A 22,791-nucleotide genomic window follows, 5' to 3' on the forward strand; every position below is an offset into this window, starting at 1 on the left:
TCGCGGCCGACCATCAGGTTGACCAGCTCGGCACTGGTGTAGCGCTGTATCGGCTCATCACACACCAGTTTGCCATCGCGCAGCACAGCGATGCGCTGGGCCACGCGCTGCAACTCTTCCAGGCGGTGCGAGATATAGACGATGGCCACGCCACGCTGGCGCAAGCGCTCGATCTGGGTGAACAGCAACTCCACCTCGCGCGCAGTGAGCATGGCAGTGGGCTCGTCGAAGATCAGCACATGGCAGTCACCGATCAGGTTGCGGGCGATTTCGACCATCTGCTGATGCCCGATACCCAACTCGCCCACCGGGGTATCCGGGTCGATGGCATCGAGCCCAACCTGGGCCATGGCGGCCGTGGCCAATTGGCGCAGGCGCTTGTGGCTGATCCAGCCAAAGCGGCTGGGCAGGTTGTCGAGGAACAGGTTTTCCGCCACGGTCAGTGTCGGCAGCAGGTTCAACTCCTGCATGACCATGCGTACACCGAGGCGCTCGGCCTCGCTGCGGCTGGCGGGCGCGTAGGCCTGGCCGCGATAGGTCATGAGCCCGGTGGTGGGCACCTCCAGGCCACTGATGAGCTTGGACAGGGTACTTTTGCCCGCACCGTTTTCGCCGGTCAGGGCCAGCGCTTCGCCGGCGCGCAGGCTCAGGCTGACGTCGCCTAGCACGGGCTGGGCGTAAGTCTTGCCCAACCCACGGGCGGCGAGTACCACTTCGTTGGCCAATGCAGGCATGGCCGTTCTCCTGGCAGCGTCAGGGCTTCTTGGTGATGAGTTTGACCGGGGTCTGGATGACGTTGTCGTCATCCACATCAGGCTTCTCGCCCTTGACCATTTTCAGCGCCGCCTGGATGCCGTACACCGCCTGCTGGCTGGCGGCCTGGTCGAGGGTGGCGAGTACGCGACCATCACCAAGCATCGGTTTGATGGCGTTGATGTTGTCGTAGCCCACCACTTGCACCTGGCCGGTCTTACCGGCAGCACGCACGGCCGATACCGCACCCAGGGCCATGCTGTCGTTGCCAGCCAGCAGGGCTTTCAGTTCGGGGTATTCGTTGAGCATGGACGCCGCGACAGCGTTGCCTTTGTCGATTTCCCAGTTGCCACTTTGCACCGAGACGATCTTCATCTGTGCGGCCTCCATGGCGTCCTTGAAGCCGGCGGTGCGTTGCTGGGCGTTGGTGGTGGTCGGCACGCCTTCGATGATGCCCACCTGGTCGCCGGCCTTGAGCTTCTGGCTGGCCAGGTAGTCGCCGACCAGGCGCGCGCCCTTGCGGTTGTCGGGGCCAACGAAGGGTACGCTGATGCCTTTGCTCTTGAGCAGATCAGGGTCCAGACGGTTGTCGATGTTGATCACTACAACGCCCTGGTCCATGGCCTTCTTCACCGCCGACACCAGTGCCTTGGAATCGGCCGGGGCAATCACCAGCGCCTTGGCGCCGGAATTGACCATTTGCTCGACGATGCGGATCTGCTCGCCGGTGTCGGTTTCGTTCTTGATGCCATTGGCGACCAGGTCTAATTCATTGGCGTGGGCTTTCTGGTAGTCCTTGGCGCCGTCTTCCATGGTGCGGAAGAATTCATTGGCCAGCGACTTCATGACCAGGGCGACCTTGGGTTTGTCTTCGGCGTGGGCGGCCGACAATGGCAGGGCGAGAGAAAGCGAGGAAACGACAGCGAGGGCCAGCAGACGACCGGGGAACGGCAGTTTCATGGACGATGACTCCGAATCTTGTGTTTTTTATCGGATAGCAAACGTTTGCGGTACCTAACTATGGAAACAGGACCGGGGTTTGTCAAATCCGCTTGGCTGTCGGAGGCCAGAGCACTGCTTCGGCTGATTATCCAGATTTCTCCGAAAAACCGAACACCTTTTCCTATGTTTTTCGGGATTCCGAATGCAATACGCCCCCTGGCAACGCGCAAGGCCGCACCTACGCTCATTTACACAAGCTGGTATGAAACATGCCTTGTTCAGGTGCGACAAAAAAATCATCTCACTAGGAAGAGAGAACAATAACGATGAATGCCGCACTGAAAACCTTCGCCCCCAGCGCACTCGCGCTGCTGCTGATCCTGCCAGCCACCGCCTCGGCCAAAGAAGCCGAAACCCAGCAGAAGCTGGCCAACGTGGTCATCCTCGCCACCGGCGGCACCATTGCCGGCGCCGGTGCCAGCGCCGCCAACAGCGCTACCTACCAGGCTGCCAAGCTGGGCGTCGACAAGCTCATCGCCGGCGTGCCGGAGCTTGCAGACATCGCCAACGTGCGCGGTGAGCAAGTGATGCAGATCGCGTCTGAAAGCATCAGCAACGACGACCTGCTAAAGCTGGGCAAACGCGTCGCCGAGCTGGCCGAAAGCAAGGACGTCGACGGAATCGTCATCACCCACGGCACCGACACCCTGGAAGAAACCGCCTATTTCCTCAATCTGGTGGAAAAGACCGACAAGCCAATCGTGGTGGTCGGTTCGATGCGTCCAGGTACCGCCATGTCCGCTGACGGCATGCTCAACCTGTATAACGCCGTGGCCGTGGCCAGCGACAAGCAGTCGCGTGGCAAGGGCGTGCTGGTGACCATGAACGACGAGATCCAGTCCGGGCGTGACGTGAGCAAGTCGGTCAACATCAAAACCGAAGCGTTCAAGAGCGCCTGGGGCCCCATGGGCATGGTAGTGGAAGGCAAGTCCTACTGGTTCCGCCTGCCGGCCAAGCGCCATACGGTCAATTCCGAGTTCGATATCAAGCAGATCAGCAGCCTGCCCCAGGTGGACATTGCCTATGGCTATGGCAACGTCACCGACACTGCCTACAAGGCACTGGCGCAAAACGGTGCCAAGGCGCTGATTCATGCCGGCACCGGCAACGGTTCGGTATCGTCGCGGGTGGTGCCGGCGCTGCAAGAGCTGCGCAAGAACGGCGTGCAGATCATCCGTTCGTCTCACGTCAACCAGGGTGGCTTCGTGCTGCGCAACGCCGAACAGCCGGACGACAAGAACGACTGGGTGGTGGCCCACGACCTGAACCCGCAAAAGGCGCGAATTCTGGCGATGGTAGCGATGACCAAGACCCAGGACAGCAAGGAACTGCAGCGAATCTTCTGGGAGTATTGAGTGCTCCTCTCAGGGCCGGTGCGCCGGCCCTGAGGCTCTTGCCGCCCTTCCCTCTGCGGTGCCTGGCACCGCCTCTGAGCCACGCATGACCAGCCCCGGCGGCGGCGCTCTTCGCGGGCATGCCCGCTCCCACAGCGACGACTGTCATCCTGTACAACCGGTGCTATCCACTACAGGATCTCAGGGCGCAATGCGCTTCAGGTCATTCAACAAGCCCATCAGTTGCTGCAGCTTCTCTTCACCAAACTGCGCCTGAATCTTCTGGTAGTTGGCCTCCATCCCTTCCTTCATCGAGGCAAAGCACGCCTCCCCGTCTTCGGTCAGGCTGACGAACACCCGCCGCTGGTCCTGCGCTGCCTTCTGCCGCCGCACCAGCCCATCGCGCTCCAGCCGCCCCAGCACCCCGGTCATGCTCGGCTTGAGGATGCAGGCCAGTTCTGCCAGCTGGTAATTCTCCAGCTCGCCATGCTGCTTGAGGATGCGGATGACCCGCCATTGCTGCTCGGTCAGGTCATGCGCGTTCAACAGCGGCCTGAAAAATGCCATCGCGGCTTCTCGGGCCTGCAAAAGGCTTAGGGTGAGCGAAGGTTGGGTCTTGGTCATGGTCGAGCCTGTGGTTTTTCTCAGTTCACAAATTAAAGGGCATGCACGATGGAAAGTGCAATCTGTTCCACGGAAAACCCATTCAAGCCCAGCGCGCGGGCTGCGACTATCCGGTACAAACAACAACACATACCGGGTGCGCCGCCATGGCCCTGTCACTGCAAGTGTGCCTGCCGCTGGCGATACTCCCCAGGCGTGAGTTTGGCGTAGCGGTTGAAGAAGCGGCTGAAATAGGCCGGGTCCTTGAAGCCGAGCTGGTAACAGATTTCGTTGGCCGTGCTACCGGAAAACAACAGCAAGCGCTTGGCCTCCTGCATCAGCCGCTCCAGTACCAGGCGCTTGGATGGCAAGTCGGCGATACGCCGGCACACATCGTTCAGCCGCGCCTCGGTCACGCCAACCTGCTGCGCGTAGCGGGCCAGCGGCCAGTGCTCGAGGTAATGCGCTTCGATCAGTGCATTGAAACGGTGGAAGATCTTCAAGTCCTCATGCCGCGCCGGGGTCGATTCCAGCGAGTTGGGGCACAGCCGCAGCAGGCTGACCATGATCAAGCGGGTCAGCGACTGCAGCGCCGCCTCGCGCCCCGGTTGCTGTGTGGCGAACTCGTCGCTCAGCGCTTCCAGCCAGCCTTGCAGGCGGTGGGCCTCGGCCTTGTATTCGGCCGGCAGGTTGCCCAGCGCCACGCAGGCCGGCTGCACCTGCATGCCCGCCGGCAGCAGGCTGGCATCGGCTTCGATCAATTGCCAGACCAGTTGCTGGCGCACAGTCAGCACATGCCCGTCGCTGTCGGCTTCGGTAACGAACGCGTGTGCCACCGTGGGCGGCGTGAGGAAGAACATCGGCCCGGCCTCGATGTACTGCTGGTCGTCCAGATACACCCGCACCGTGCCCGATTTCACGTAATGCACCTGGAAGAACCGGTCATGCCGGTGCACTGGCATGTTGCGCCCGAAAAAGCCCGCCAGGTTGCCCAGCCGGTCGTAATGCACCTCGCTGTCGCTGTAGCGCTGGTCATAGACCTGGCCGATGTTGATGTTCGGTATCGGATGCCGGTCGCTCATGGCTGCTTGCTCGCAAATCGCTTGACCCTGTTGACGATGGCCCATGGTGCACCGCCTTGTCGGCACGCGCCACTGGCCACCTCTTGACCATCGTTAACATATTAACTATAAAATTAACACATTAACAAAATTCGCAGGACGGCCATCGCCCTGCACTGCCAGGAGAAGAGCATGAGCCATGCCCTGCATGACGTTGCCAACGGCACCCTGTTCGGCGTCGCGCTGAACTACCGGGGTTTGCTGCAGCAGCACCAAGCGGCGTTCGTCGAAGCACCGTACAAGCAACTGCCAGTCAAGCCAGTGCTGTTCGTCAAAACCCCGAACACGCGCAACCAGCATGAAGGCCAAGTGCTGTTCCCGGCCAACGTACAGCGCCTGCAACCTGGCCCGGCGCTGGGTGTGGTGATTGGCAAGGACGCCAGCCGCGTCAGTGTGGAGGACGCCCTGGAGCATGTGGCGGGCTACACCATCGTCAACGAAACCAGCCTGCCCGAAGACAGCTACTACCGCCCGGCCGTCAAGGCCAAGTGCCGTGATGGCTTCTGCCCGATCGGCCCAGCGTTGGTGCCGGCCAGCCAGGTAGCCAACCCCGATGCCCTAGGCCTGCGCCTGTATGTGAATGGCGAACTGCGCCAGCACAACAACACCGCCAACTGCGTGCGCACGGTGGCCCAGCTGATTGCCGAAATCAGCGAGTTCATGACCCTGCACGCTGGCGACATCCTGATCACCGGCACCCCCGAGGGCCGCGTCGATGTACAGCCAGGCGACCGCGTCGATATCGAGATCGACGGCCTGGGCAAGCTGACCAACCACATCGTCGCCGAGTGAGGAATTACCTGTGAAACACGCCCGTATCCAGTTCGACGGCCAGGCCCATGATGTCACGGTCGAAGGCGACCACCTGCGCCTTGCCGATGGCCGCCTGGTCCATCAAGACCAGGTCACCTGGCTGCCGCCCGCCACCGGCAGCATGTTCGCCCTGGGCCTGAACTACGCCGATCACGCCAAGGAACTGGCCTTCGCGCCGCCCACCGAACCTCTGGCCTTCATCAAGTCGCCCGGCACCTACACCGGCCACGGCCAGGTCACCTGGCGCCCGGACAACGTCGAGTACATGCACTACGAGTGCGAGTTGGTCGCGGTCATTGGCAAAGCGGCGAAAAACGTCAAGCGTGAGGACGCCCTGGCCTACGTTGCCGGCTACACCGTGTGCAACGACTACGCCATCCGCGACTACCTGGAAAACTACTACCGCCCCAACCTGCGGGTGAAAAACCGCGACGCCACCACCCCGGTCGGCCCGTGGATCGTCGATGCGGCCGATGTGCCAGACGTCAGCAACCTGAAGCTGCGCACCTGGATCAACGGTGAGCTGAAGCAGGAAGGCACCACGGCGGACATGATCTTCGACATCCCGCACCTTATCGAATACTTCTCCAGCTTCATGACCCTGCAGCCAGGCGACATGATCGCCACCGGCACGCCAGAAGGCCTGGCCGACGTGGTGCCGGGCGATGAAGTGGTAGTGGAAGTGGAAGGCGTCGGCCGCCTGGTCAACCGCATCGTCAGCGAAGCTGACTTCTTCAAGAGCAACAAGGCATGAGCAGCATGATCAAGCACTGGATCAACGGCCGTGAGGTCGAGAGCAAAGACACCTTCGTCAACTACAACCCCGCCACCGGCGATGCCATTTGTGAAGTCGCCAGCGGTGGCGCCGAAGAAGTGGCGCAAGCCGTGGCCGCGGCCAAGGAAGCCTTCCCCAAGTGGGCCAACACCCCGGCCAAGGAACGTGCTCGCCTGATGCGCAAGCTGGGTGAGCTGATCGACCAGAACGTGCCGAAACTGGCCGAGCTGGAAACCCTCGACACCGGCCTGCCGATCCACCAGACCAAGAACGTGCTGATCCCGCGTGCCTCGCACAACTTCGATTTTTTCGCCGAAGTGTGCACACGCATGGATGGCCACACCTACCCGGTCGACGACCAGATGCTCAACTACACCCTGTACCAGCCGGTGGGTGTATGCGGCCTGGTCAGCCCCTGGAACGTGCCGTTCATGACCGCCACCTGGAAGACCGCGCCGTGCCTGGCGCTGGGCAACACCGCCGTGCTGAAGATGAGCGAACTGTCGCCACTGACCGCCAACGAACTGGGCCGCCTGGCTGTCGAAGCCGGCATCCCCAACGGCGTGCTCAACGTGATCCAGGGCTATGGCGCCACCGCTGGCGACGCCCTGGTACGTCACCCGGATGTACGCGCTATTTCCTTCACCGGCGGCACCGCCACCGGCAAGAAGATCATGCAGACCGCTGGCCTGAAAAAGTACTCGATGGAACTGGGCGGAAAATCGCCGGTGCTGATCTTCGAAGATGCCGACCTTGAGCGTGCGCTGGACGCCGCGTTGTTCACCATCTTCTCGCTGAACGGCGAACGCTGCACCGCCGGCAGCCGCATTTTCATCCAGGAAAGCGTGTACCCGCAGTTCGTCGCCGAGTTCGCGGCGCGCGCCAAGCGCCTGATCGTCGGTGACCCGACCGACCCGAAAACCCAGGTCGGTTCGATGATCACCCAGCAGCACTACGACAAGGTCACCGGCTACATCCGCATCGGCATGGAAGAAGGCGCACGCCTGGTCGCCGGTGGCCTGGAACGCCCGGCCAACCTGCCGGCGCATTTGGCCAAAGGGCAGTTCATCCAGCCCACCGTGTTCGCCGATGTGAACAACAAGATGCGCATTGCCCAGGAAGAAATCTTCGGCCCGGTGGTGTGCCTGATCCCGTTCAAGGACGAAGCAGAAGCGCTGCAGTTGGCCAACGACACCGAGTACGGCCTGGCGTCGTACATCTGGACCCAGGACATCGGCAAGGCCCACCGCCTGGCCCGTGGCATCGAGGCCGGCATGGTGTTCATCAACAGCCAGAACGTACGCGACCTGCGCCAGCCATTCGGTGGCGTGAAAGGTTCCGGTACCGGGCGTGAAGGCGGGCAGTACAGCTTCGAGGTCTTTGCAGAGATCAAGAACGTGTGTATTTCCATGGGTAGCCACCACATTCCGCGCTGGGGCGTGTGAGCAAACCGTAGATGGCCGCTCCCACAAGTACCGCGTCAGCCGCCGAAAACAACAACATTCTGTAACCGGAGCTTTCCATGGGCAAACTCGCTCTCACTGCCAAGATTACCCATGTACCGTCCATGTACATGTCCGAACTCCCAGGCCCGCGCCAGGGCTTTCGCCAGGCAGCCATCGACGGGCATCACGAAATCAGCCGCCGCTGCCGCGAGCTGGGCGTGGACACCATCGTCGTGTTCGATACCCACTGGCTGGTCAACGCCAACTACCACGTGTTGTGCGGGCCGCATTTCGAGGGTGTGTACACCAGCAACGAACTGCCGCACTTCATCAGCAACATGCCTTACGCCTTCCCCGGTAACCCCGAGCTGGGCAAGCTGCTGGCAGAGGAATGCAACCGTTTCAATGTCGAGACCATGGCCCACCACGCCACCACCCTCGCCCCGGAGTACGGCACCCTGGTGCCGATGCGCTACATGAACCAGGACCAGCACTTCAAGGTGGTTTCGGTCTCGGCACTGTGCACCTCGCACTACCTGGCCGACAGCGCCCGCCTGGGCTGGGCCATGCGCAAGGCAGTAGAAGACCACTACGACGGCACCGTGGCATTCCTGGCCAGCGGTTCGCTGTCGCACCGCTTCGCGCAGAACGGCCAGGCGCCGGACTTCGCCACCAAGGTGTGGAGCCCGTTCCTGGAAACCCTTGATCATCGCGTGGTGCAAATGTGGCAAGACGGCGAGTGGGAAGCCTTCTGCGGCATGCTCCCTGAATACGCCGCCAAAGGCCACGGTGAAGGGTTCATGCACGACACGGCGATGCTGCTCGGTGCGCTGGGCTGGTCCGACTACGACGGCAAGGCCGAGGTGGTCACGCCCTACTTCGGCTCTTCCGGCACCGGCCAGATCAACGCGATCTTCCCGGTTACCCCGCAGGATGGCAGCGCCATCCCGGCAGCCCAGGCCGCCAACCCGGCAGCCGTGGTGTCCACCAGCCGCCTGTAATCCACCTGCTTGCGCCTGGCCGTCCCGGCGGATGGCGGGCGCGGCTCGCCGAGGATACCCCTCATGCCACACCTGGTTCTGCTCTACACCCCCGACCTGGAAACCGATGCCGACATCCCCGGCCTGTGCCGCGCCTTGGCCGACACCATGCTCGAACAGCGCGATGGTGAAGGCAAAGCTGTGTTCCCCACCGGCGGCACGCGCGTGCTGGCCTACCCCGCCGCCCATTGTGCAGTGGCAGATGGCAAGGGCGAATACGGTTTCCTGTACGCCAACCTGCGCATGGCCACCGGCCGCAGCACCGAGGTGCACAAGGCGGTGGGCGACAGCCTGCTGGCGGTGTTGAAAGCCCGCCTGGACCCACTGCTGCAACAGCGCCCAATCGGCATCACCGTACAGATCGACCACAGCACCGCCCAAGTCTACGACGCCAAGCACAGCACCTTGCACCCATTGTTCAACCGCTAGCGCGCCGGCTCGAAAGCCCCTTCCCCGCCTCATTGAAGAACAAGTACAAAAACATGAGCACACTCGAACACGCCTCGCCACGCGAGGCACACGCTGAAAGGGTCGACAGTACCCACCGGGCAGTCACCTGGCGGCTGATGCCGCTGCTGCTGGTGTGCTACCTGTTCGCCCACCTGGACCGCATCAACATCGGCTTCGCCAAGATGCAGATGAGCCAGGACCTGCATTTGTCCGACACCGTCTACGGCCTGGGTGCCGGGCTGTTCTTCATCGCCTATGCGCTGTTTGGCGTACCAAGCAACCTCATGCTCGACCGGGTCGGCCCACGCCGCTGGATCGCCTGCCTGATGGTGGTGTGGGGGTTGTTGTCGACCAGCATGCTGCTGATCGAAAGCAGCAGCGCGTTCTACCTGCTGCGCTTCGCCCTGGGCGCGGCGGAGGCCGGGTTCTTCCCAGGTATCCTGGTCTACCTCAACCGCTGGTACCCGGCCGGGCGGCGCGCCCAGGTGACGGCACTGTTCGCCATTGCCGTGCCATTGGCCGGAGTCGTCGGCGGGCCGGTGTCCGGGGCCATCCTGGCCTTCATGCACGACACCGCAGGGCTGCGTGGCTGGCAGTGGATGTTCCTGCTCGAAGGCGCACCTGTGGTGCTGCTGGGCCTGGTGGTGCTGGCCGTGCTGCCGGAGCATTTCGAAAAGGTGAGCTGGCTGGACGATCAGCAGAAAGCCACGCTGCGCGCGCAATTCGGTGAGGAAGAACAGCGCAAGCCGGTGACCTCGTTCAGCGCCATTTTCGCCAGCCGTGCACTGTGGCTGCTGGTGGCGGTGTATTGCGCGGTGATGCTGGCGGTCAACACCCTGGCGTTCTGGATGCCCAGCCTGATCCACAGTGCCGGGGTGGCCAGCGACGCCAGTGTCGGCCTGCTCAGCGCTGTGCCGTACGTGGCCGGCTGCGTGTTCATGCTGGCCTGCGGCCGCTCCAGCGACCGCCTGCGCGAACGCCGCTGGCACCTGTGCGTCCCCCTGCTGATGGCCGCCACCGGCATCGCCATCGCAGCCCTTGCCCCCGAGCAGGCGTGGCCGGTAATGGCCGGCCTGGTGCTGGCCGGCATGGGCGCCAGCGCTGCGCTGCCGATGTTCTGGCAACTGCCGCCGGCCTTCCTCAACACCCGCACCCAGGCCGCCGGCATTGCTCTGATCAGCTCGCTGGGCAGCATCGCCTCGTTCTTCACGCCCTACTTCATCGGCTGGGTGCGCGACACCACCCACAGCGCCAGCCTGGCCCTGTATGTGCTCGCCATCTTCATCGCCCTGGGTGGCCTGCTGGTGCTGCGCACCCGAGCTGCCATCGTCAACCCTTGAATCAAGAGACTGTCCCCATGCTAGACAACGCTTTCATCCAGCAAGCCGCCGAACGCCTCGACCAGGCCGAACGCTCCCGCGAGCAAGTGCGCCAGTTCTCGCTGGAGCAGCCCGCAATCAGCGTCGAAGACGCCTATGCCATCCAGCGCGCCTGGGTGGCGAAAAAGATCGCCGCCGGGCGCAAGCTGGTGGGCCACAAGATCGGCCTGACCTCGCGTGCCATGCAGGTGTCGTCGAACATCACCGAGCCCGACTATGGCGCATTGCTCGACGACATGCTGTTCGATGAAGGCAGCGACATCCCCTTCGAACGCTTCATCGTGCCGCGCGTTGAAGTGGAGTTGGCGTTCATCCTCGGCAAGCCGCTGAAAGGCCCCAACGTCACTGTTTTCGATGTGCTGGAAGCCACCGAATGGGTGATCCCGGCGCTGGAAATCATCGATGCGCGCATCCAGCAGGTGGACCCGCAAACCCAGGCCACCCGCAAGGTGTTCGACACCATTTCCGACAACGCCGCCAATGCCGGCGTGGTGATGGGCGGACGGGCCGTGCGCCCCACCGAGATCGACCTGCGCAAAGTGCCGGCAGTGCTCTACCGCAACGGCGTGATCGAGGAGTCCGGTGTCAGCGCCGCGGTGCTCAATCACCCGGCCAAAGGCGTTGCCTGGCTGGCCAACAAGCTGGCCCCGTACGACGTCACCTTGCAGCCCGGCCAGATCATCCTCGGTGGTTCGTTCACCCGCCCGGTGGCCGCACGCCCAGGCGATACCTTCCACGTCGACTACGACATGCTCGGCGCCATCGCCTGCCGCTTCGTTTGAGGACCAGCCCATGGACATGCCCATCAACCACTTCAAGCAACGCCTGTGCAGCGGCGAGCCGCAGGTCGGCCTGTGGCTCGGCCTGGCCGATGCCTACTGCGCAGAGCTGGCCGCCAATGCCGGTTTCGACTGGCTGCTGATCGACGGCGAACACGCCCCCAACGACCTGCGCGGCATGCTCGCGCAGTTGCAGGCGGTGGCCCCCTACCCCAGCCAGGCGGTAATCCGCCCGGTAATCGGTGATACCGCGCTGATCAAGCAGGTGCTGGACATCGGCGCTCAGACCTTGCTGGTGCCGATGGTGGAAAGCGCTGAACAGGCGCAGCAACTGGTCAAGGCCATGCATTACCCGCCCAACGGCATTCGTGGCGTGGGCAGCGCACTGGCACGGGCATCGCGCTGGAACACCATCCCCGGCTACCTGGACCACGCCGATGAACAGATGTGCCTGCTGGTGCAGATCGAAAACAAGGAAGGCCTGGCCAACCTGGACGAGATCGTTGCGGTGGAAGGTGTGGATGGCGTGTTCATCGGGCCTGCGGACTTGAGCGCAGCCATGGGCCATCGGGGCAACCCTGGGCATCCACAGGTGCAGGCAGCGATCGAGGATGCCATCGTACGCATCGGCAAGGCGGGCAAGGCTGCAGGTATTCTCAGCGCGGATGAGAAACTGGCGCGACGTTATATCGAGCTGGGTGCGGCATTTGTGGCCGTCGGTGTGGATACCACGGTGCTGATGCGCGGGCTGCGCGAGCTGGCAGGGAAGTTCAAAGGTACGCCGATGGTTGGCAGTGCCGGGGGGAGTGTCTACTGAGGTATCTGTGTGGATGGCACCGGCCTCTCCGGTGCCATCCACAGCGAGATCAGATGTTGATAAGTGCCTTGAGCACTGTCTTGAAAGTCTCCAGCTGCTCTTCACTGAACTGCCCGAACACCTTGTCCTGCTGTTCCCGGGCAATGGTCCACAATGCCTCGGTCTCGTCCACGCCCTTCACCGACAACCGCACACGTCCGTCATCATCGGCAATCAACCCTTTGCGCTTGAGGTTGGCCACCGCTTCCTCGATCTCCCGCGCCGGCATCGCCACTTCCCGTTGCAGGTCGTTCAGGCTCAGCCCCGCATCGTTCTCCAGCACCATCAGCATGCGCGCCTCGCTGGTACGCAGGCCGGTGCACAACTGGCGTGGCTGGTAGTCAGCCTGGTAGGCGCGCAATGCCTGGGTCATCAGGTAATACAGGTTGTGTTGCAGGCGGCCCTGGAAGTGGCTGCTGGGTGCCTGCCCTTCTGCACGCTGGGTCATGCGGGTATGTGGCAGCACCATGGAATAGGCGCCCTGGTGGTACAGCAGCGGCGAGCGGCCGAAATCATCGAACGCCACCACCCTGCCTATCAGGATCCAGTGATCGCCACCGTCCAGTTGCTGGTACTTTTCACACTCGAAGCGTGCCGCGCAATCGACGAACAATGGCACGCCGCCAACGCCCGTCTCGTAGTCGATACCGGCAAAGCGGTCCTCTTTGGGCCGGGCGAAGTTGTTGGACAGGTCGATCTGGTCCGCAGCCAGAACGTTCACGGCAAAATGCGAGGCCTCTTCGAACACTTCATGGCTGGTCGAACGTTTGTCGATGCTCCACAGGATCAGCGCCGGGTCCAGCGACACCGAGTTGAAACTGTTGGCGGTGACGCCCACCTTGCGGCCACTGGGGCCGGCTGCGGTCACCACGGTAACGCCGGTGGCGAAGTTGCCCAGTGCGCGGCGGAAGGCACGCGCGTCGAAGGTTTCATTGGACATGCAAGACTCCCGGGCAGGCCTGGCAGCCCGCCCTGATTGTTGTTGTGCTTGTGAGGGATGGTTGAAACGGAAAGCGACTCAGACCATGGTCGGGTCGGGCTCCAGGCCCATCAACTCGCGGCCGAGGATCTGCGCGCAAACGTCGTAGTCGGTGTAGGCATGGGCGCCGGTCATGTGCGAATCGCGGAACAGGCGTTGCAGTTCGTTGCTCTCGAACCAGGCGCCACCACCGGCCGCTTCCATCAGGCGGTCCACGGCCTGGATGCACAGTTTCACTGCATAGCCCTGGTTGGTGCGCCAGAATGCCAGCGTGCCACGCGAGGGGTATTCATGGCGGGCGCTGTGCTCGGCAATTTCGTCCCAGCTTTTTTCCAGCAGTGCCCGGGCGGCGGCCACCTGATGGGTCGATTCGGCCAGGCGCATCAGCGCTGGGGTAGCAGCGCCCACGGCAGCACCGGTGTAGGCACGCACGCGGTTGCGGGTTTTCTCGCGGAACACCTCCAGCATGCGCTCGGCAACGCCGAGGCTCACGGTGGAAAAACCGCTGGCGAAGTACGGGCGGTATGGGGCGAAGAAGATCTTGCTGTCCGGGTACAGGCCAAAGCCCGCCGACTTGCCCTCCATCATGTCCTTGGCTTTCTGGATACGGTGCTCAGGCACGAAGGCGTCACGCACGATCAAGGTCTTGCTGCCACTGCCGCGCATGCCCACGGCATACCAGTCATCACGGATTTCATAATCGCTGCGCGGCAGGATGGCGAAGCAGTAATCCTGAGTGCCTTCGGCATTGTTGCGGCGAAAACCTACGATCGCCCACTCGGCGTGGTCGCAACCAGAACTCCAGCCCATCTCGCCGCTGAACGACACGCCACCCTCGACCTCTTCGGTACGGCCAAATGGCGCGATACTGCTGCTGGCAGTGGCATCCGGGTCGCTGCCCCACACCTCCTGCTGCAGCTTGGGCGAGAACATCGCCATCTGATGGCTGTGGGTGCACAGCAAGCTCATGGCCCAGGCGGTGCTGGCGCAGGCGCCCGCCAGCTGGGCGATGCACTCGGCGAATTGCGGCAGGGTGATTTCCATGCCGCCGTAGTGTTTGGGCAAGAAAGCGCGGTGCATGCCGATGCTTTTCAGCAGGGTGATGTTCTCTGCCGGCACGCTGCGGTCCTGTTCTGCACGCATGGCATTGGCGGCGATGGTCGGCAGGATGGATCTCAGGTCTTCCAGCAGGGGGTTTGGCTTTTTCATGAACGGTCTCTTTCTTATTGGATTCGAAGACGCGTTCAGTATGTGAGCCGCGATTGGGCGGCGGAATGCACGTTACGAGGGGAACATTGCACTTTTCATGGTGTGCAGAAATTGCCCAGCCACAAGCATTGACCCGTGCATTTGCGATCACCACAATCCCACCCATATGACGCGCGCGGCCTGCCGCGCCCCTGACGGAGCGATGCTGTTGAAAGACCTTTCCCCTTCTGCGGTGCGTGTGTGCGATGCCGCCGTCGGCCACTTCGCCGAGTATGGCTACGATGCCTCTTCGCTGAACGAAATCGCCCAGCTGGCCGGCATGCGCAAAGCTTCACTGTATGCACACTTCGCCAACAAGGATGCTTTGTTCGTGGAGGTGTTCCAGCGTGCGCTGGTGCAGGAAACGACGTTTGTCGAACAGGGTTTTGCGCAGGAAGATCGCGACGGCCTGGCGCCCGGGCACTGGCTGGCCTTGCACCTGGCCGAGCGTTATCGCGGCTCCGCTGCGCTGCGCTTCGTGTTGCGCACGGCCTTCCTGCCCCCGGCGGGCATCAAGCCGGTTGTCACTTGCGGCTTCGAAAAGTACCTGGACGGCATACGCGAAGGGTTCTGCAAGGCCCTGCAAGCTCGGAACAACTGGGCTGATGAGCAGCAAAGCCGCCTGGCGCTGTACGCCGATGCCTACCTGGGCATCATCGACAGCCTGTATGTAGAGCTGATGTACGCAGGCCCCGCCGCCTATGAGCGGCGCGCGACAGCCTTGCTGAAAGTGCTCGAAGACTCGCTGTCACTCAACCGCTGACGGCTGGCGCGTCAGGGTTTGATCCGCTTCATTTCATCCAGCAACTGCATCAGTTGCTGCAGCTTGTCCTCGCCAAACTGGGCGAGGATCTTGTCGTAGTTGCGCGCCATTTCCTCACTCATCGCCACAAATGCCTGCTGCCCCGCGTCGGTCAGGTTGATGAACACCCGGCGCTGGTCTTCTGCCGACTTGCGCCGCGCCACGATCCCATCGCGTTCCAGGCGCTTGAGCACACCACTCATGCTGGGTTTGAGAATGCACGCCAGCTCAGCCAACTGATGGCTTTCCAGCTCGCCTTGCTGGCGCAAGATACGGATTACCCGCCATTGCTGCTCGGTCAGGTCATGGGCATTCAACGCTGGGCGGAAAAACGCCATGGTGGCTTCGCGCGCCTGCAACAGGGTCAGGGTCAGGGAGGGTCTTGGTGTGGTCATGCGGGCTCGTGGGGCTGGGAATAGCAAACCGGCGAGTATGCCAGTGCACAATCATTAATACATTAATAGAATGTTTTCTACCCATTGCCAAGAAGCAGCGCCAGCCGCCGATTGCGTGTGGCAGGCTGGTTACACTTGCTGGCAGGCAAGCGCAAGACAGCTGATGATCGGCAGGCGCTCAATGGCCTCATGTGCCAGCGCCCGGCAAACGGCCCTATCACAATTCCAATTCAGCAGGCTGCGTCATGATCACCCTCGAGAGCCCCACGTATTACTCGGCGACCAAGAAGTACAACCTGAATTTCCCCACCCTGGAAAATGACATCGAAGCCGATGTCGTGGTGATCGGCGGTGGCTTCTCCGGTATCAACACCGCGCTGGAGCTGGCAGAACAGGGTGTGGCCAATGTGGTCGTGCTCGAAGCCCGCTACCTGGGCTACGGCGGTACCGGGCGCAACGGTGGGCAGATCATGGCAGGTATCGGCCACGACCTGGAAAACATCCGCAGCAGCGTGGGTGACCAGGGCGTGAAGGAAATGTTCGAGATCAGCGAGCTGGGCGCAGGCATCATCAAGGAACGCATCGCCCGCTACGCCATCGACGCCGACTTTTGCCACGGCTATGGCTACATGGGCTTCAACCACCGCCAGGAACAAACCCTGCGCAAGTGGGAGAAGGCATTCAAGGCAATCAACACCCGCGACGAAATCCGCTTTCTCGGCGGCAGTGAGGTGCACCAGATCATCGGCAGCAATGCCTACAGCAGCGCCCTGCTGCATATGGGCGGTGGCCATGTGCATTCACTGAACCTGCTGCTGGGCGAAGCACAGGCGCTGGTCAGCCATGGCGCGCGCATCTTCGAACACAGCCCGGCCCTGGAAGTGACCTACGGCGAACGCATCAAGGTACGCACCGGCCGCGGTTCGGTACGCGCCAGCAAGCTGCTGTGGGCGTGCGACAGCTTCCTCAACAAGCTGGAGCCGGAGCTGCACGCACGCACCATCAACACCTATGCCTTCCAGATGATGACCGAGCCGTTGCCGGATGAACTGATCGAGCGCATCAGCCCGATACGCGGTGCCTACAGCGATATCCGCCCGGTGATCGACTACTACCGGGTCACGCGTGAGAACCGCCTGCTGTTCGGCGCCGCCACCCCCTTCGTCGAGCACGTTCCGCTGGACCTGAAGGCCTGGAACCGCGCGCTGATGCTGAAGATTTTTCCCTACCTGAAAAACGTGCGCATCGACCTGGCCTGGGGCGGACCAATGGCCACCAGTGCCAACCTGTTTCCGCAAATCGGCACCCTCGGCAACCGGCCCAATGCCTTCTACGTGCAGGGTTACTCCGGCTTTGGCGTCACCCCCAGCCACATCATCTGCAAGATCCTCGCCGAGGGCATGCTCGAAGGCTCCAGGCGCTATGACCTGGTCAGTTCGGTCAAGCATGCGCGCATCCTCGGCAAGGACTACCTGCGCCCGCTGCTGCTCACCGCCGGCAAGACCGTGCACCAGCTGTCTGGCTACTTCAACGGCCGCCGCTGAACCTGTTCGACTCAACCCTGGAGAACTGCCATGACCCTTACCGCCGCCAAGCAAGGCGTACAATTATCCGAACTCGATGCCTGGGGCAGCGTTGCCGATTTGGGCTCGGAAATACTCGAAGGCGACGTGAAAGCCTTTGGCAAAATGACCTACGGCGCGCCTGACGACGCGGTCAGCAGTGCTTATTTCGGCACTACGCGCGGCAAGTTCCGCATGGTCTACCCGTTCGACGAACAGGCCGTGATCGTGACTGGCGAAATCCAGCTGACCGATGAATCCACCGGCCAGGTCACCCGCTACAAGCCCGGTGATGCCTGGTTCGTGACCAAGGGCACCCCGGTGCTTTGGGAAGTGTTGAGCGATTCATTCGTCAAGCATTACCTGGCGGTGGCCTGAGCCCGGTAGTCCTTGGGCGAGCGTTCGAACTGCTTCTTGAACGAACGGCTGAAATGCGCCGAGTCGGTAAACCCCCACTTGTAGGCGATCGAGGTGATCGACTCGCCCTTGAAAAACGGGTTGGCCAGATCATCGGCGCTGCGCATCAGGCGCGCCCGCTGAATGTAGCGGCACACGCTGTCCCCCTCCTCCTCGAACAGCCGATACAGGTGGCGCACCGAGATGTTAAGGCGCCCGGCAAGGTTGGCTGGGGTCAGCCCAGGCTGTGACAGCGACTCGTCGATCACCTGTTGCACATAGCCGCGCAGGTTGGCACCGCTCAATGCCCCAAGGTTGCCCGGCGCCTCGCCATTACGCTCGAAGCCCGGCTCCAGCAAGGCGATGAAGGCGGTCTGCAGCGCATCACCCTGGGCACCATCACCGCTGACGTTGCCGTCCTTGCACAGCTGGTCCATCAACACATGCAGCATGCGCCCGCAGGCGTTGCTCGACGATATCTTGCCGAACATCGGGCCGCTGCCCTGCACGTACTTGCGCACCTGCTCGCGCGACAGCGCCAGCGAGACATGCTCGATCAGGCCGCTAGGGGTGATTTCACAACGCCCGACCGAATCCATCAGCAGCAGCTCACCCGGCGCCAGGCTAACCTGCAGGCCACCCTGAGATACAGTGGAGTGACCCGCACGCTGGCTGACCAGAAAGCAATGCTGGTCATCGTCGAGCGTGGGGTTTTCGCCCAGCCGACGGATGTTGCCGGCATTGGTGCGCAGGTTGGCCAGCGGCAAGCCAGCGCGGGAAAAGGTGGAGACCTCGCCGATGAACAGCGAGTGATTGGACGCAAGCTCCGTCTCGAAACGGCCACAGATCTGTTGCATGGCCGTGGTCCAGCGTTCCAGCCCCTGACGGTTGGATTGTTGAGTATGCATGGCTGCCCTCGACGCAGGATTTGTTGTTATGCGCACATTGTTAACATGTTATCAATGCACGCACAACTGTCATCATTTGTCGTTAGACACAGCAAGGCATGTGCCAAGCTGCGTCAGAGGCTGGGGAGCAAACGGCTGAACTGAGCCAGGCTGGCCATCAGGTGCGCCCGCTGTTGCGGGCTGATAGGGATGTAGCGACGAAACGCCGGCATACGGTTGACCACTTCGCTGCCGCCCATGTGCTCCAGCGTCAGCAGCCATTGACCGTCGCGACAGGCCAGGCTCAGGCGCTTGAAATCCAGCGGCATCAGCGCCGCCACCAGCGCGGTCTGCTGCAGCAAGCGGTCGCGCAACTGAGCGAAGCGTGCCCGATCACCCTTGCGGTACACGCAGGCAAGGCCGGTACGGCGCAGCGCACCGGTATGGCGCAGCTCCAGGCTGACCTCGCCTTGTTGCGGGGCAGGCAACTGCAGCTGGAACTCACAGGTGACGATGTGCATCAGCAGGTGGGCCTCGACGCGTTCGTGCACCTTGGCCTGCCAGCCCTGAGCCGGGTCGTGGAGCACCCCCGCAACTGCAAGGTCCTGCTGCCCCAGGTTGCGCGCCAAGCACATCAGCGTCGCCCCTGGGCGGTAACCTGAAGGCGCCCGAGGCGCCAGCAGGTGCTCACGCAAACTTCTGATCATGCTGCAGGTGCTCCACGGCGTGGCCAGGTTCGGCGGCGAATTCTTTCTCAAGCACATCCTCGACCCGCGCCGGCTTGAACGGGTTGACCTTCTGCACGCACAGCGTCCAGAACAACGCGTAGGCCGCCGTAGCACCGAGCATGATGGCGAACGGCACGTAGACATCGGCGGGGTTCATGCCTGGCGGCGTGATGAACGCCATGCCGATCAGGATGCCGCTGCTCGAGAGGATCTGCGGCAGCGGGAACAGCGGCGAGCGGTAGGCACGCGGCAGGTCCGGGCGACGGATGCGCAAAATCACCACCGATAGCGTCACCAGCAGGTAGGCGGTGCTCCAGGCGCACACGGCGGCCAGCACCAGGTGCAGGATGTTGTCCGGGTTGCCACCCAGGTACCAGGCATGCAGGCAAGGGATCAACGCCACCACCAGAATGCACAGCAGCGGCGTCTTGAAGCGCGGGTGCAGGTAGGTGAACACCTTGGGCAACGCGCCGTCGACCGCCATGCCATAGAGAATGCGCGGTACGCCGGCCATCAGTGTGTTGATGGTCGCCGCACCGGCGAACAGGAATCCGATACCAAGCCACACCGGGCCGATGTCGCCCATCACCTGCTCGGCGAAGCGCGGGATGGCCATGGGCGTGTCCAGCAGGTGCACGCCACTGGCGGCATCCAGCACCACGTTTTCCACCTGGCGCTTCATCGCCGCACCGTAGATGAACATGCAACTGGCAACGCCGAACAGGCCCAGCGCCATGGCCCGTGGCAGCACCCAGGCCGAGCGTCGCAGCTCGGGCGCCAGCGGCGTGACGAACTCGCAGCCGACGAACATGAACATGGCCATGCCGACCAACGACAGGATGGTCATCAGGTCGGTGCCCACCAGCGACACGCCGAACGGGCCGTCCAGCTCCACCGCAGGTGCTGCGATCAGGCCCAGCACGCCGAACACCATCAAGGTGGTCCACATGCCGAAGGTCAGCACCACTTCGGCGCGGCTGAACGCGCTGACGCCAAAGGCATTGAGCACCGCGAACGCCACCACGAAACACACCCCCAGCAACCACGAACCACCGGCTGACTCTGCCAGGGTGTTGAGGTGCTCGAAGTTCACCAGCGCCATCACCCCCGACAGGATGGTTTCGGCGGTACCGGCGAACACATGCACGATCAGGTAGGCCGACAGTGTGCCGGTGATGGCGAAGAAGCGGCCCATGCCGCAGTTGATGTAGTCGTACACCGAGCCCGTGGTCGGCAGGATCGACGCCGCCTCGGCAAAGGTGGTGGATTGCGCCAGCATCATCAGTGCGGCCATGACCATGGCCACAGCGAAGGCGCTGCCGCCGATGCCAAAGCCCATGGTTGCGGTGAGGATCACCGGGCTGGCCATGATCAGCCCGACGGTGCTGGCCAGTGCGGTGGGGAAACCGACCGTGCCGCGGTTGAGGTGCTCGGTGAGCTTGTTATTGAGTGACATCGTTATGCCCCGGCTTGTTTTTGTGGCGTTGAACGAGTGATTACTGTGCGCTGCAGGTGGCATGCCGTCTTGCCGATGGCTGCCGCCGGGCTTGTTGCTGCCTGCCAGCAATCAGCTCCAGAGCCTGGCGATGCCCCTGTAGGAGCGGCCTTGTGTCGCGATCGGGCCGCAAAGCGGCCCCGGCGATATTGGCTGTGATGCAAAAAACGGGGGCTGCTGCGCAGCCCGATCGCGACACAAGGCCGCTCCTACAAGGGATCGCGCAAGGCTGACTCATCGCTTGGCAGCCACAGTCATGCCCCTGTCACGCAGGCACAAGAACCGCTCTGCCCCGCTCACTAAGCTGCAAGCTTTGGCCACCTGCCCCGGAGTTTGCATGAGCGACATCACCCTCCTACCTGCCGTCACGGCCTTCCTGGCCCGCGAGCATGGCGTGTTCATCCACGGCCAGCACCTCGCCAGCCAGTCGTCGTCGACAATCGCCGTGGTCAACCCAGCCAACGGCCAGACCATCGCCCACATCGCCGACGCCAACCAGGCCGATGTCGACCATGCCGTCAGCTCCTCGCGCCAAGGCTTTGCCACCTGGTCGCACACCAGCCCCGCCGCCCGCGCGGCGGTGCTGTTCAAGCTGGCCGACCTGCTGGAAGCCCACCGCGAAGAGTTGGCGCAGCTGGAAACTGTGCAGTCCGGCAAACTGATTGGTATCTCCCGCGCCTTCGAAGTAGAGCAGGCCGCGCACTTCCTGCGCTACTACGCCGGCTGGGCCACCAAGATCACCGGCCAGACCATCACCCCGTCGCTGCCCTCGTTCGCCGGTGAGCGCTACAGTGCCTTCACCCTGCGCGAGCCGATCGGCGTGGTGGTGGGCATCGTGCCGTGGAACTTCGCCACCATGATCGCCATCTGGAAGCTGGCCTCGGCCCTGACCACCGGCTGCAGCATCATCCTCAAGCCGAGTGAATTTACCCCACTGACGCTGCTGCGCATCGCCGAACTGGCCACACAAGCCGGCCTGCCGGCTGGGGCGCTGAACGTGCTGACCGGTGGCGGCCTGGTGGGCAAGGCACTGATCGAGCACGCCGGTACCGACAAAGTTTCATTCACCGGCTCGGTCCCAACCGGCATCGCCGTCGGCCAGGCTGCCATGGGTGCCAAGCTGACCCGGGCGACACTGGAACTGGGTGGCAAGAATGCGGTGGCCTTCCTGCCCGACGTGGCAGCCGACAAGGCCGTGGACGGCATCATCGAAGCCGGCTTCCTGCACTCGGGGCAAATCTGCGCGGCTGGCGAACGCTTCTACGTGCACCGTTCGCGCATCGACCCGTTGCTGGACGCGCTGTCCCAGCGCCTGGGCCAACTGAAGATCGGCTCGCCGCTGGACGAATCCACTCAGTTCGGCCCGGTGGCCAACAAGCCACACCAGCAGAAGCTGGCGGAACTGTTCGCCACTGCGCGCGCCGAAGGTAGCCAAATCATCCATGGCGGCAAGCTGGGCGAAGGCCCCGGTTGCTTTGTCGAACCTACGGTAATCCTCGCCAGGTCGGCCAACGACACCCTGCTCAACCAGGAAACCTTTGGCCCGGTGGCGACCTTCCTGCCGTATGACGACGAAGACGAGCTGCTGCAGTTGATGAACGCCTCGCCCTACGGCCTCAGTGCCAGCCTGTGGACCAACGACCTGGGCAAGGCCATGCGCATGATCCCGCAAATCCAGGCCGGCACCCTGTGGGTGAACATGCACACACTACTCGACCCGGCTGTGCCGTTTGGTGGCATCAAGGCATCCGGCGTTGGCCGCGAGTTCGGCTCGGCGTTCATCGATGACTTCACCGAACTCAAGTCGGTGATGATTCGCTACTGACCACACCCCTTGGCCAAGGCGTGCAAACGCCTTGGCAGCCACGAACAAGACCCCGCCCTACCGCACACGCCCTAATAGGCCATCGCCGCCAACCGCGATGGCCCCTCGCCAGACCGAGGGTGCC

General features: G+C 62.8%; 23 protein-coding genes. 13 read left to right on the forward strand and 10 right to left on the reverse strand.

The annotated features are described in order from the left end of the window. Positions 1–734 (reverse strand): ATP-binding cassette domain-containing protein (locus APH42_RS03220; RefSeq protein WP_156352728.1); only part of this gene is annotated, 734 nt, incomplete at its 3' end. Positions 735–753: 19 nt separating this feature from the next. Further along, entirely contained in the window at positions 754–1,713 is a 960-nt protein-coding gene (locus APH42_RS03225) for a sugar ABC transporter substrate-binding protein (protein ID WP_060492716.1), read from the reverse strand. 308 nt (positions 1,714–2,021) lie between these two features. Between APH42_RS03225 and APH42_RS03230 the strand changes: the two genes are divergently transcribed. Beyond that, positions 2,022–3,110 (forward strand): asparaginase, encoded by a 1,089-nt coding sequence (locus tag APH42_RS03230; RefSeq protein WP_060492717.1) that lies wholly within the window; start codon positions 2,022–2,024, stop codon positions 3,108–3,110. Between the two features lie 180 nt (positions 3,111–3,290). Here the strand turns inward: APH42_RS03230 and hpaR (APH42_RS03235) are convergent, their stop codons facing one another. Continuing rightward, positions 3,291–3,713, reverse strand: a complete 423-nt coding sequence (gene hpaR, locus APH42_RS03235; protein WP_060492718.1) for a homoprotocatechuate degradation operon regulator HpaR — start codon at positions 3,711–3,713, stop codon at positions 3,291–3,293. 155 nt (positions 3,714–3,868) lie between these two features. Further along, on the reverse strand, positions 3,869–4,774 hold the full coding sequence (hpaA, locus tag APH42_RS03240) for a 4-hydroxyphenylacetate catabolism regulatory protein HpaA (protein WP_041166751.1): 906 nt from the start codon (positions 4,772–4,774) through the stop codon (positions 3,869–3,871). A gap of 171 nt (positions 4,775–4,945) precedes the next feature. Here hpaA and APH42_RS03245 point away from each other — a divergent pair, with 171 nt between their 5' ends. From APH42_RS03245 to hpaI, 8 genes are all read left to right on the forward strand, one after another. Further along, positions 4,946–5,605 (forward strand): fumarylacetoacetate hydrolase family protein, encoded by a 660-nt coding sequence (locus APH42_RS03245; protein ID WP_012273108.1) that lies wholly within the window; start codon positions 4,946–4,948, stop codon positions 5,603–5,605. A 10-nt stretch (positions 5,606–5,615) separates the two neighbouring features. After that, complete coding sequence (locus tag APH42_RS03250; protein WP_060492719.1) at positions 5,616–6,380, forward strand: fumarylacetoacetate hydrolase family protein; 765 nt, start codon at positions 5,616–5,618, stop codon at positions 6,378–6,380. 5 nt (positions 6,381–6,385) lie between these two features. Further along, positions 6,386–7,846 (forward strand): 5-carboxymethyl-2-hydroxymuconate semialdehyde dehydrogenase, encoded by a 1,461-nt coding sequence (hpaE, locus tag APH42_RS03255; protein ID WP_041166752.1) that lies wholly within the window; start codon positions 6,386–6,388, stop codon positions 7,844–7,846. Positions 7,847–7,923: 77 nt separating this feature from the next. Continuing rightward, positions 7,924–8,847: a 3,4-dihydroxyphenylacetate 2,3-dioxygenase gene (gene hpaD, locus APH42_RS03260; protein WP_060492720.1), complete on the forward strand. Its 924-nt coding sequence runs from the start codon at positions 7,924–7,926 to the stop codon at positions 8,845–8,847. A 63-nt stretch (positions 8,848–8,910) separates the two neighbouring features. Further along, positions 8,911–9,315 (forward strand): 5-carboxymethyl-2-hydroxymuconate Delta-isomerase, encoded by a 405-nt coding sequence (locus APH42_RS03265; protein ID WP_060492721.1) that lies wholly within the window; start codon positions 8,911–8,913, stop codon positions 9,313–9,315. A gap of 53 nt (positions 9,316–9,368) precedes the next feature. Beyond that, positions 9,369–10,676, forward strand: a complete 1,308-nt coding sequence (locus APH42_RS03270) for an MFS transporter (protein ID WP_060492722.1) — start codon at positions 9,369–9,371, stop codon at positions 10,674–10,676. Positions 10,677–10,693: 17 nt separating this feature from the next. Next, positions 10,694–11,497 carry a 2-oxo-hept-4-ene-1,7-dioate hydratase gene (gene hpaH, locus APH42_RS03275; protein ID WP_012273114.1) on the forward strand — a complete coding sequence of 268 codons (804 nt, stop codon included), beginning with the start codon at positions 10,694–10,696 and terminating at the stop codon, positions 11,495–11,497. 10 nt (positions 11,498–11,507) lie between these two features. After that, positions 11,508–12,311, forward strand: coding sequence for a 4-hydroxy-2-oxoheptanedioate aldolase (gene hpaI / locus APH42_RS03280; protein WP_060492723.1), 804 nt, complete (start codon positions 11,508–11,510; stop codon positions 12,309–12,311). Between the two features lie 49 nt (positions 12,312–12,360). Here the strand turns inward: hpaI and APH42_RS03285 are convergent, their stop codons facing one another. Both APH42_RS03285 and APH42_RS03290 read right to left on the reverse strand, forming a co-directional pair. Beyond that, entirely contained in the window at positions 12,361–13,290 is a 930-nt protein-coding gene (locus APH42_RS03285; RefSeq protein WP_012273116.1) for a p-hydroxyphenylacetate 3-hydroxylase reductase component, read from the reverse strand. A 78-nt stretch (positions 13,291–13,368) separates the two neighbouring features. Beyond that, positions 13,369–14,538, reverse strand: a complete 1,170-nt coding sequence (locus APH42_RS03290; RefSeq protein WP_012273117.1) for a p-hydroxyphenylacetate 3-hydroxylase oxygenase component — start codon at positions 14,536–14,538, stop codon at positions 13,369–13,371. A gap of 202 nt (positions 14,539–14,740) precedes the next feature. Between APH42_RS03290 and APH42_RS03295 the strand changes: the two genes are divergently transcribed. Next, positions 14,741–15,340, forward strand: coding sequence for a TetR/AcrR family transcriptional regulator (locus APH42_RS03295; RefSeq protein WP_060492724.1), 600 nt, complete (start codon positions 14,741–14,743; stop codon positions 15,338–15,340). Positions 15,341–15,351: 11 nt separating this feature from the next. Here APH42_RS03295 and hpaR (APH42_RS03300) read toward each other — a convergent pair whose 3' ends face one another. After that, positions 15,352–15,774 (reverse strand): homoprotocatechuate degradation operon regulator HpaR, encoded by a 423-nt coding sequence (gene hpaR, locus APH42_RS03300; RefSeq protein WP_012273119.1) that lies wholly within the window; start codon positions 15,772–15,774, stop codon positions 15,352–15,354. A gap of 245 nt (positions 15,775–16,019) precedes the next feature. On the opposite strand from hpaR (APH42_RS03300), the gene APH42_RS03305 reads away from it, so the two are divergent. Next, positions 16,020–17,318: an FAD-binding oxidoreductase gene (locus tag APH42_RS03305; RefSeq protein WP_060492725.1), complete on the forward strand. Its 1,299-nt coding sequence runs from the start codon at positions 16,020–16,022 to the stop codon at positions 17,316–17,318. A 30-nt stretch (positions 17,319–17,348) separates the two neighbouring features. Further along, positions 17,349–17,714 (forward strand): cupin domain-containing protein, encoded by a 366-nt coding sequence (locus APH42_RS03310; RefSeq protein ID WP_012273121.1) that lies wholly within the window; start codon positions 17,349–17,351, stop codon positions 17,712–17,714. On the opposite strand, the gene feaR is transcribed toward APH42_RS03310, so the two are convergent. From feaR to APH42_RS03325, 3 genes are all read right to left on the reverse strand, one after another. Beyond that, on the reverse strand, positions 17,696–18,640 hold the full coding sequence (gene feaR / locus APH42_RS03315; protein WP_012273122.1) for a transcriptional regulator FeaR: 945 nt from the start codon (positions 18,638–18,640) through the stop codon (positions 17,696–17,698). The genes APH42_RS03310 and feaR overlap by 19 nt on opposite strands. Positions 18,641–18,753: 113 nt before the next feature. Next, positions 18,754–19,326, reverse strand: coding sequence for a DUF3156 family protein (locus tag APH42_RS03320; RefSeq protein ID WP_012273123.1), 573 nt, complete (start codon positions 19,324–19,326; stop codon positions 18,754–18,756). Further along, positions 19,307–20,803, reverse strand: coding sequence for an APC family permease (locus tag APH42_RS03325; protein WP_060492726.1), 1,497 nt, complete (start codon positions 20,801–20,803; stop codon positions 19,307–19,309). Before APH42_RS03325 ends, APH42_RS03320 begins: the two co-directional genes overlap by 20 nt. A 376-nt stretch (positions 20,804–21,179) precedes the next feature. On the opposite strand from APH42_RS03325, the gene APH42_RS03330 reads away from it, so the two are divergent. After that, entirely contained in the window at positions 21,180–22,667 is a 1,488-nt protein-coding gene (locus APH42_RS03330; RefSeq protein ID WP_060492727.1) for an aldehyde dehydrogenase family protein, read from the forward strand. Positions 22,668–22,791 lie beyond the last annotated feature (124 nt).

Origin of the sequence: Pseudomonas sp. NBRC 111140, from assembly GCF_001320885.1 — a bacterium.
In the GTDB taxonomy this organism is placed as follows: domain Bacteria; phylum Pseudomonadota; class Gammaproteobacteria; order Pseudomonadales; family Pseudomonadaceae; genus Aquipseudomonas; species Aquipseudomonas putida_P.

Bases quoted from the DNA above. Each gene is read 5' to 3' on its own strand.
- APH42_RS03225 (WP_060492716.1), bottom strand. From the start codon at position 1,713: ATGAAACTGCCGTTCCCCGGTCGTCTGCTGGCCCTCGCTGTCGTTTCC.
- APH42_RS03230 (WP_060492717.1), top strand. From the start codon at position 2,022: ATGAATGCCGCACTGAAAACCTTCGCCCCCAGCGCACTCGCGCTGCTG.
- hpaR (WP_060492718.1), bottom strand. From the start codon at position 3,713: ATGACCAAGACCCAACCTTCGCTCACCCTAAGCCTTTTGCAGGCCCGA.
- hpaA (WP_041166751.1), bottom strand. From the start codon at position 4,774: ATGAGCGACCGGCATCCGATACCGAACATCAACATCGGCCAGGTCTAT.
- APH42_RS03245 (WP_012273108.1), top strand. From the start codon at position 4,946: ATGAGCCATGCCCTGCATGACGTTGCCAACGGCACCCTGTTCGGCGTC.
- hpaE (WP_041166752.1), top strand. From the start codon at position 6,386: ATGATCAAGCACTGGATCAACGGCCGTGAGGTCGAGAGCAAAGACACC.
- hpaD (WP_060492720.1), top strand. From the start codon at position 7,924: ATGGGCAAACTCGCTCTCACTGCCAAGATTACCCATGTACCGTCCATG.
- APH42_RS03265 (WP_060492721.1), top strand. From the start codon at position 8,911: ATGCCACACCTGGTTCTGCTCTACACCCCCGACCTGGAAACCGATGCC.
- APH42_RS03270 (WP_060492722.1), top strand. From the start codon at position 9,369: ATGAGCACACTCGAACACGCCTCGCCACGCGAGGCACACGCTGAAAGG.
- hpaH (WP_012273114.1), top strand. From the start codon at position 10,694: ATGCTAGACAACGCTTTCATCCAGCAAGCCGCCGAACGCCTCGACCAG.
- hpaI (WP_060492723.1), top strand. From the start codon at position 11,508: ATGGACATGCCCATCAACCACTTCAAGCAACGCCTGTGCAGCGGCGAG.
- APH42_RS03285 (WP_012273116.1), bottom strand. From the start codon at position 13,290: ATGTCCAATGAAACCTTCGACGCGCGTGCCTTCCGCCGCGCACTGGGC.
- APH42_RS03290 (WP_012273117.1), bottom strand. From the start codon at position 14,538: ATGAAAAAGCCAAACCCCCTGCTGGAAGACCTGAGATCCATCCTGCCG.
- APH42_RS03295 (WP_060492724.1), top strand. From the start codon at position 14,741: ATGCTGTTGAAAGACCTTTCCCCTTCTGCGGTGCGTGTGTGCGATGCC.
- hpaR (WP_012273119.1), bottom strand. From the start codon at position 15,774: ATGACCACACCAAGACCCTCCCTGACCCTGACCCTGTTGCAGGCGCGC.
- APH42_RS03305 (WP_060492725.1), top strand. From the start codon at position 16,020: ATGATCACCCTCGAGAGCCCCACGTATTACTCGGCGACCAAGAAGTAC.
- APH42_RS03310 (WP_012273121.1), top strand. From the start codon at position 17,349: ATGACCCTTACCGCCGCCAAGCAAGGCGTACAATTATCCGAACTCGAT.
- feaR (WP_012273122.1), bottom strand. From the start codon at position 18,640: ATGCATACTCAACAATCCAACCGTCAGGGGCTGGAACGCTGGACCACG.
- APH42_RS03320 (WP_012273123.1), bottom strand. From the start codon at position 19,326: ATGATCAGAAGTTTGCGTGAGCACCTGCTGGCGCCTCGGGCGCCTTCA.
- APH42_RS03325 (WP_060492726.1), bottom strand. From the start codon at position 20,803: ATGTCACTCAATAACAAGCTCACCGAGCACCTCAACCGCGGCACGGTC.
- APH42_RS03330 (WP_060492727.1), top strand. From the start codon at position 21,180: ATGAGCGACATCACCCTCCTACCTGCCGTCACGGCCTTCCTGGCCCGC.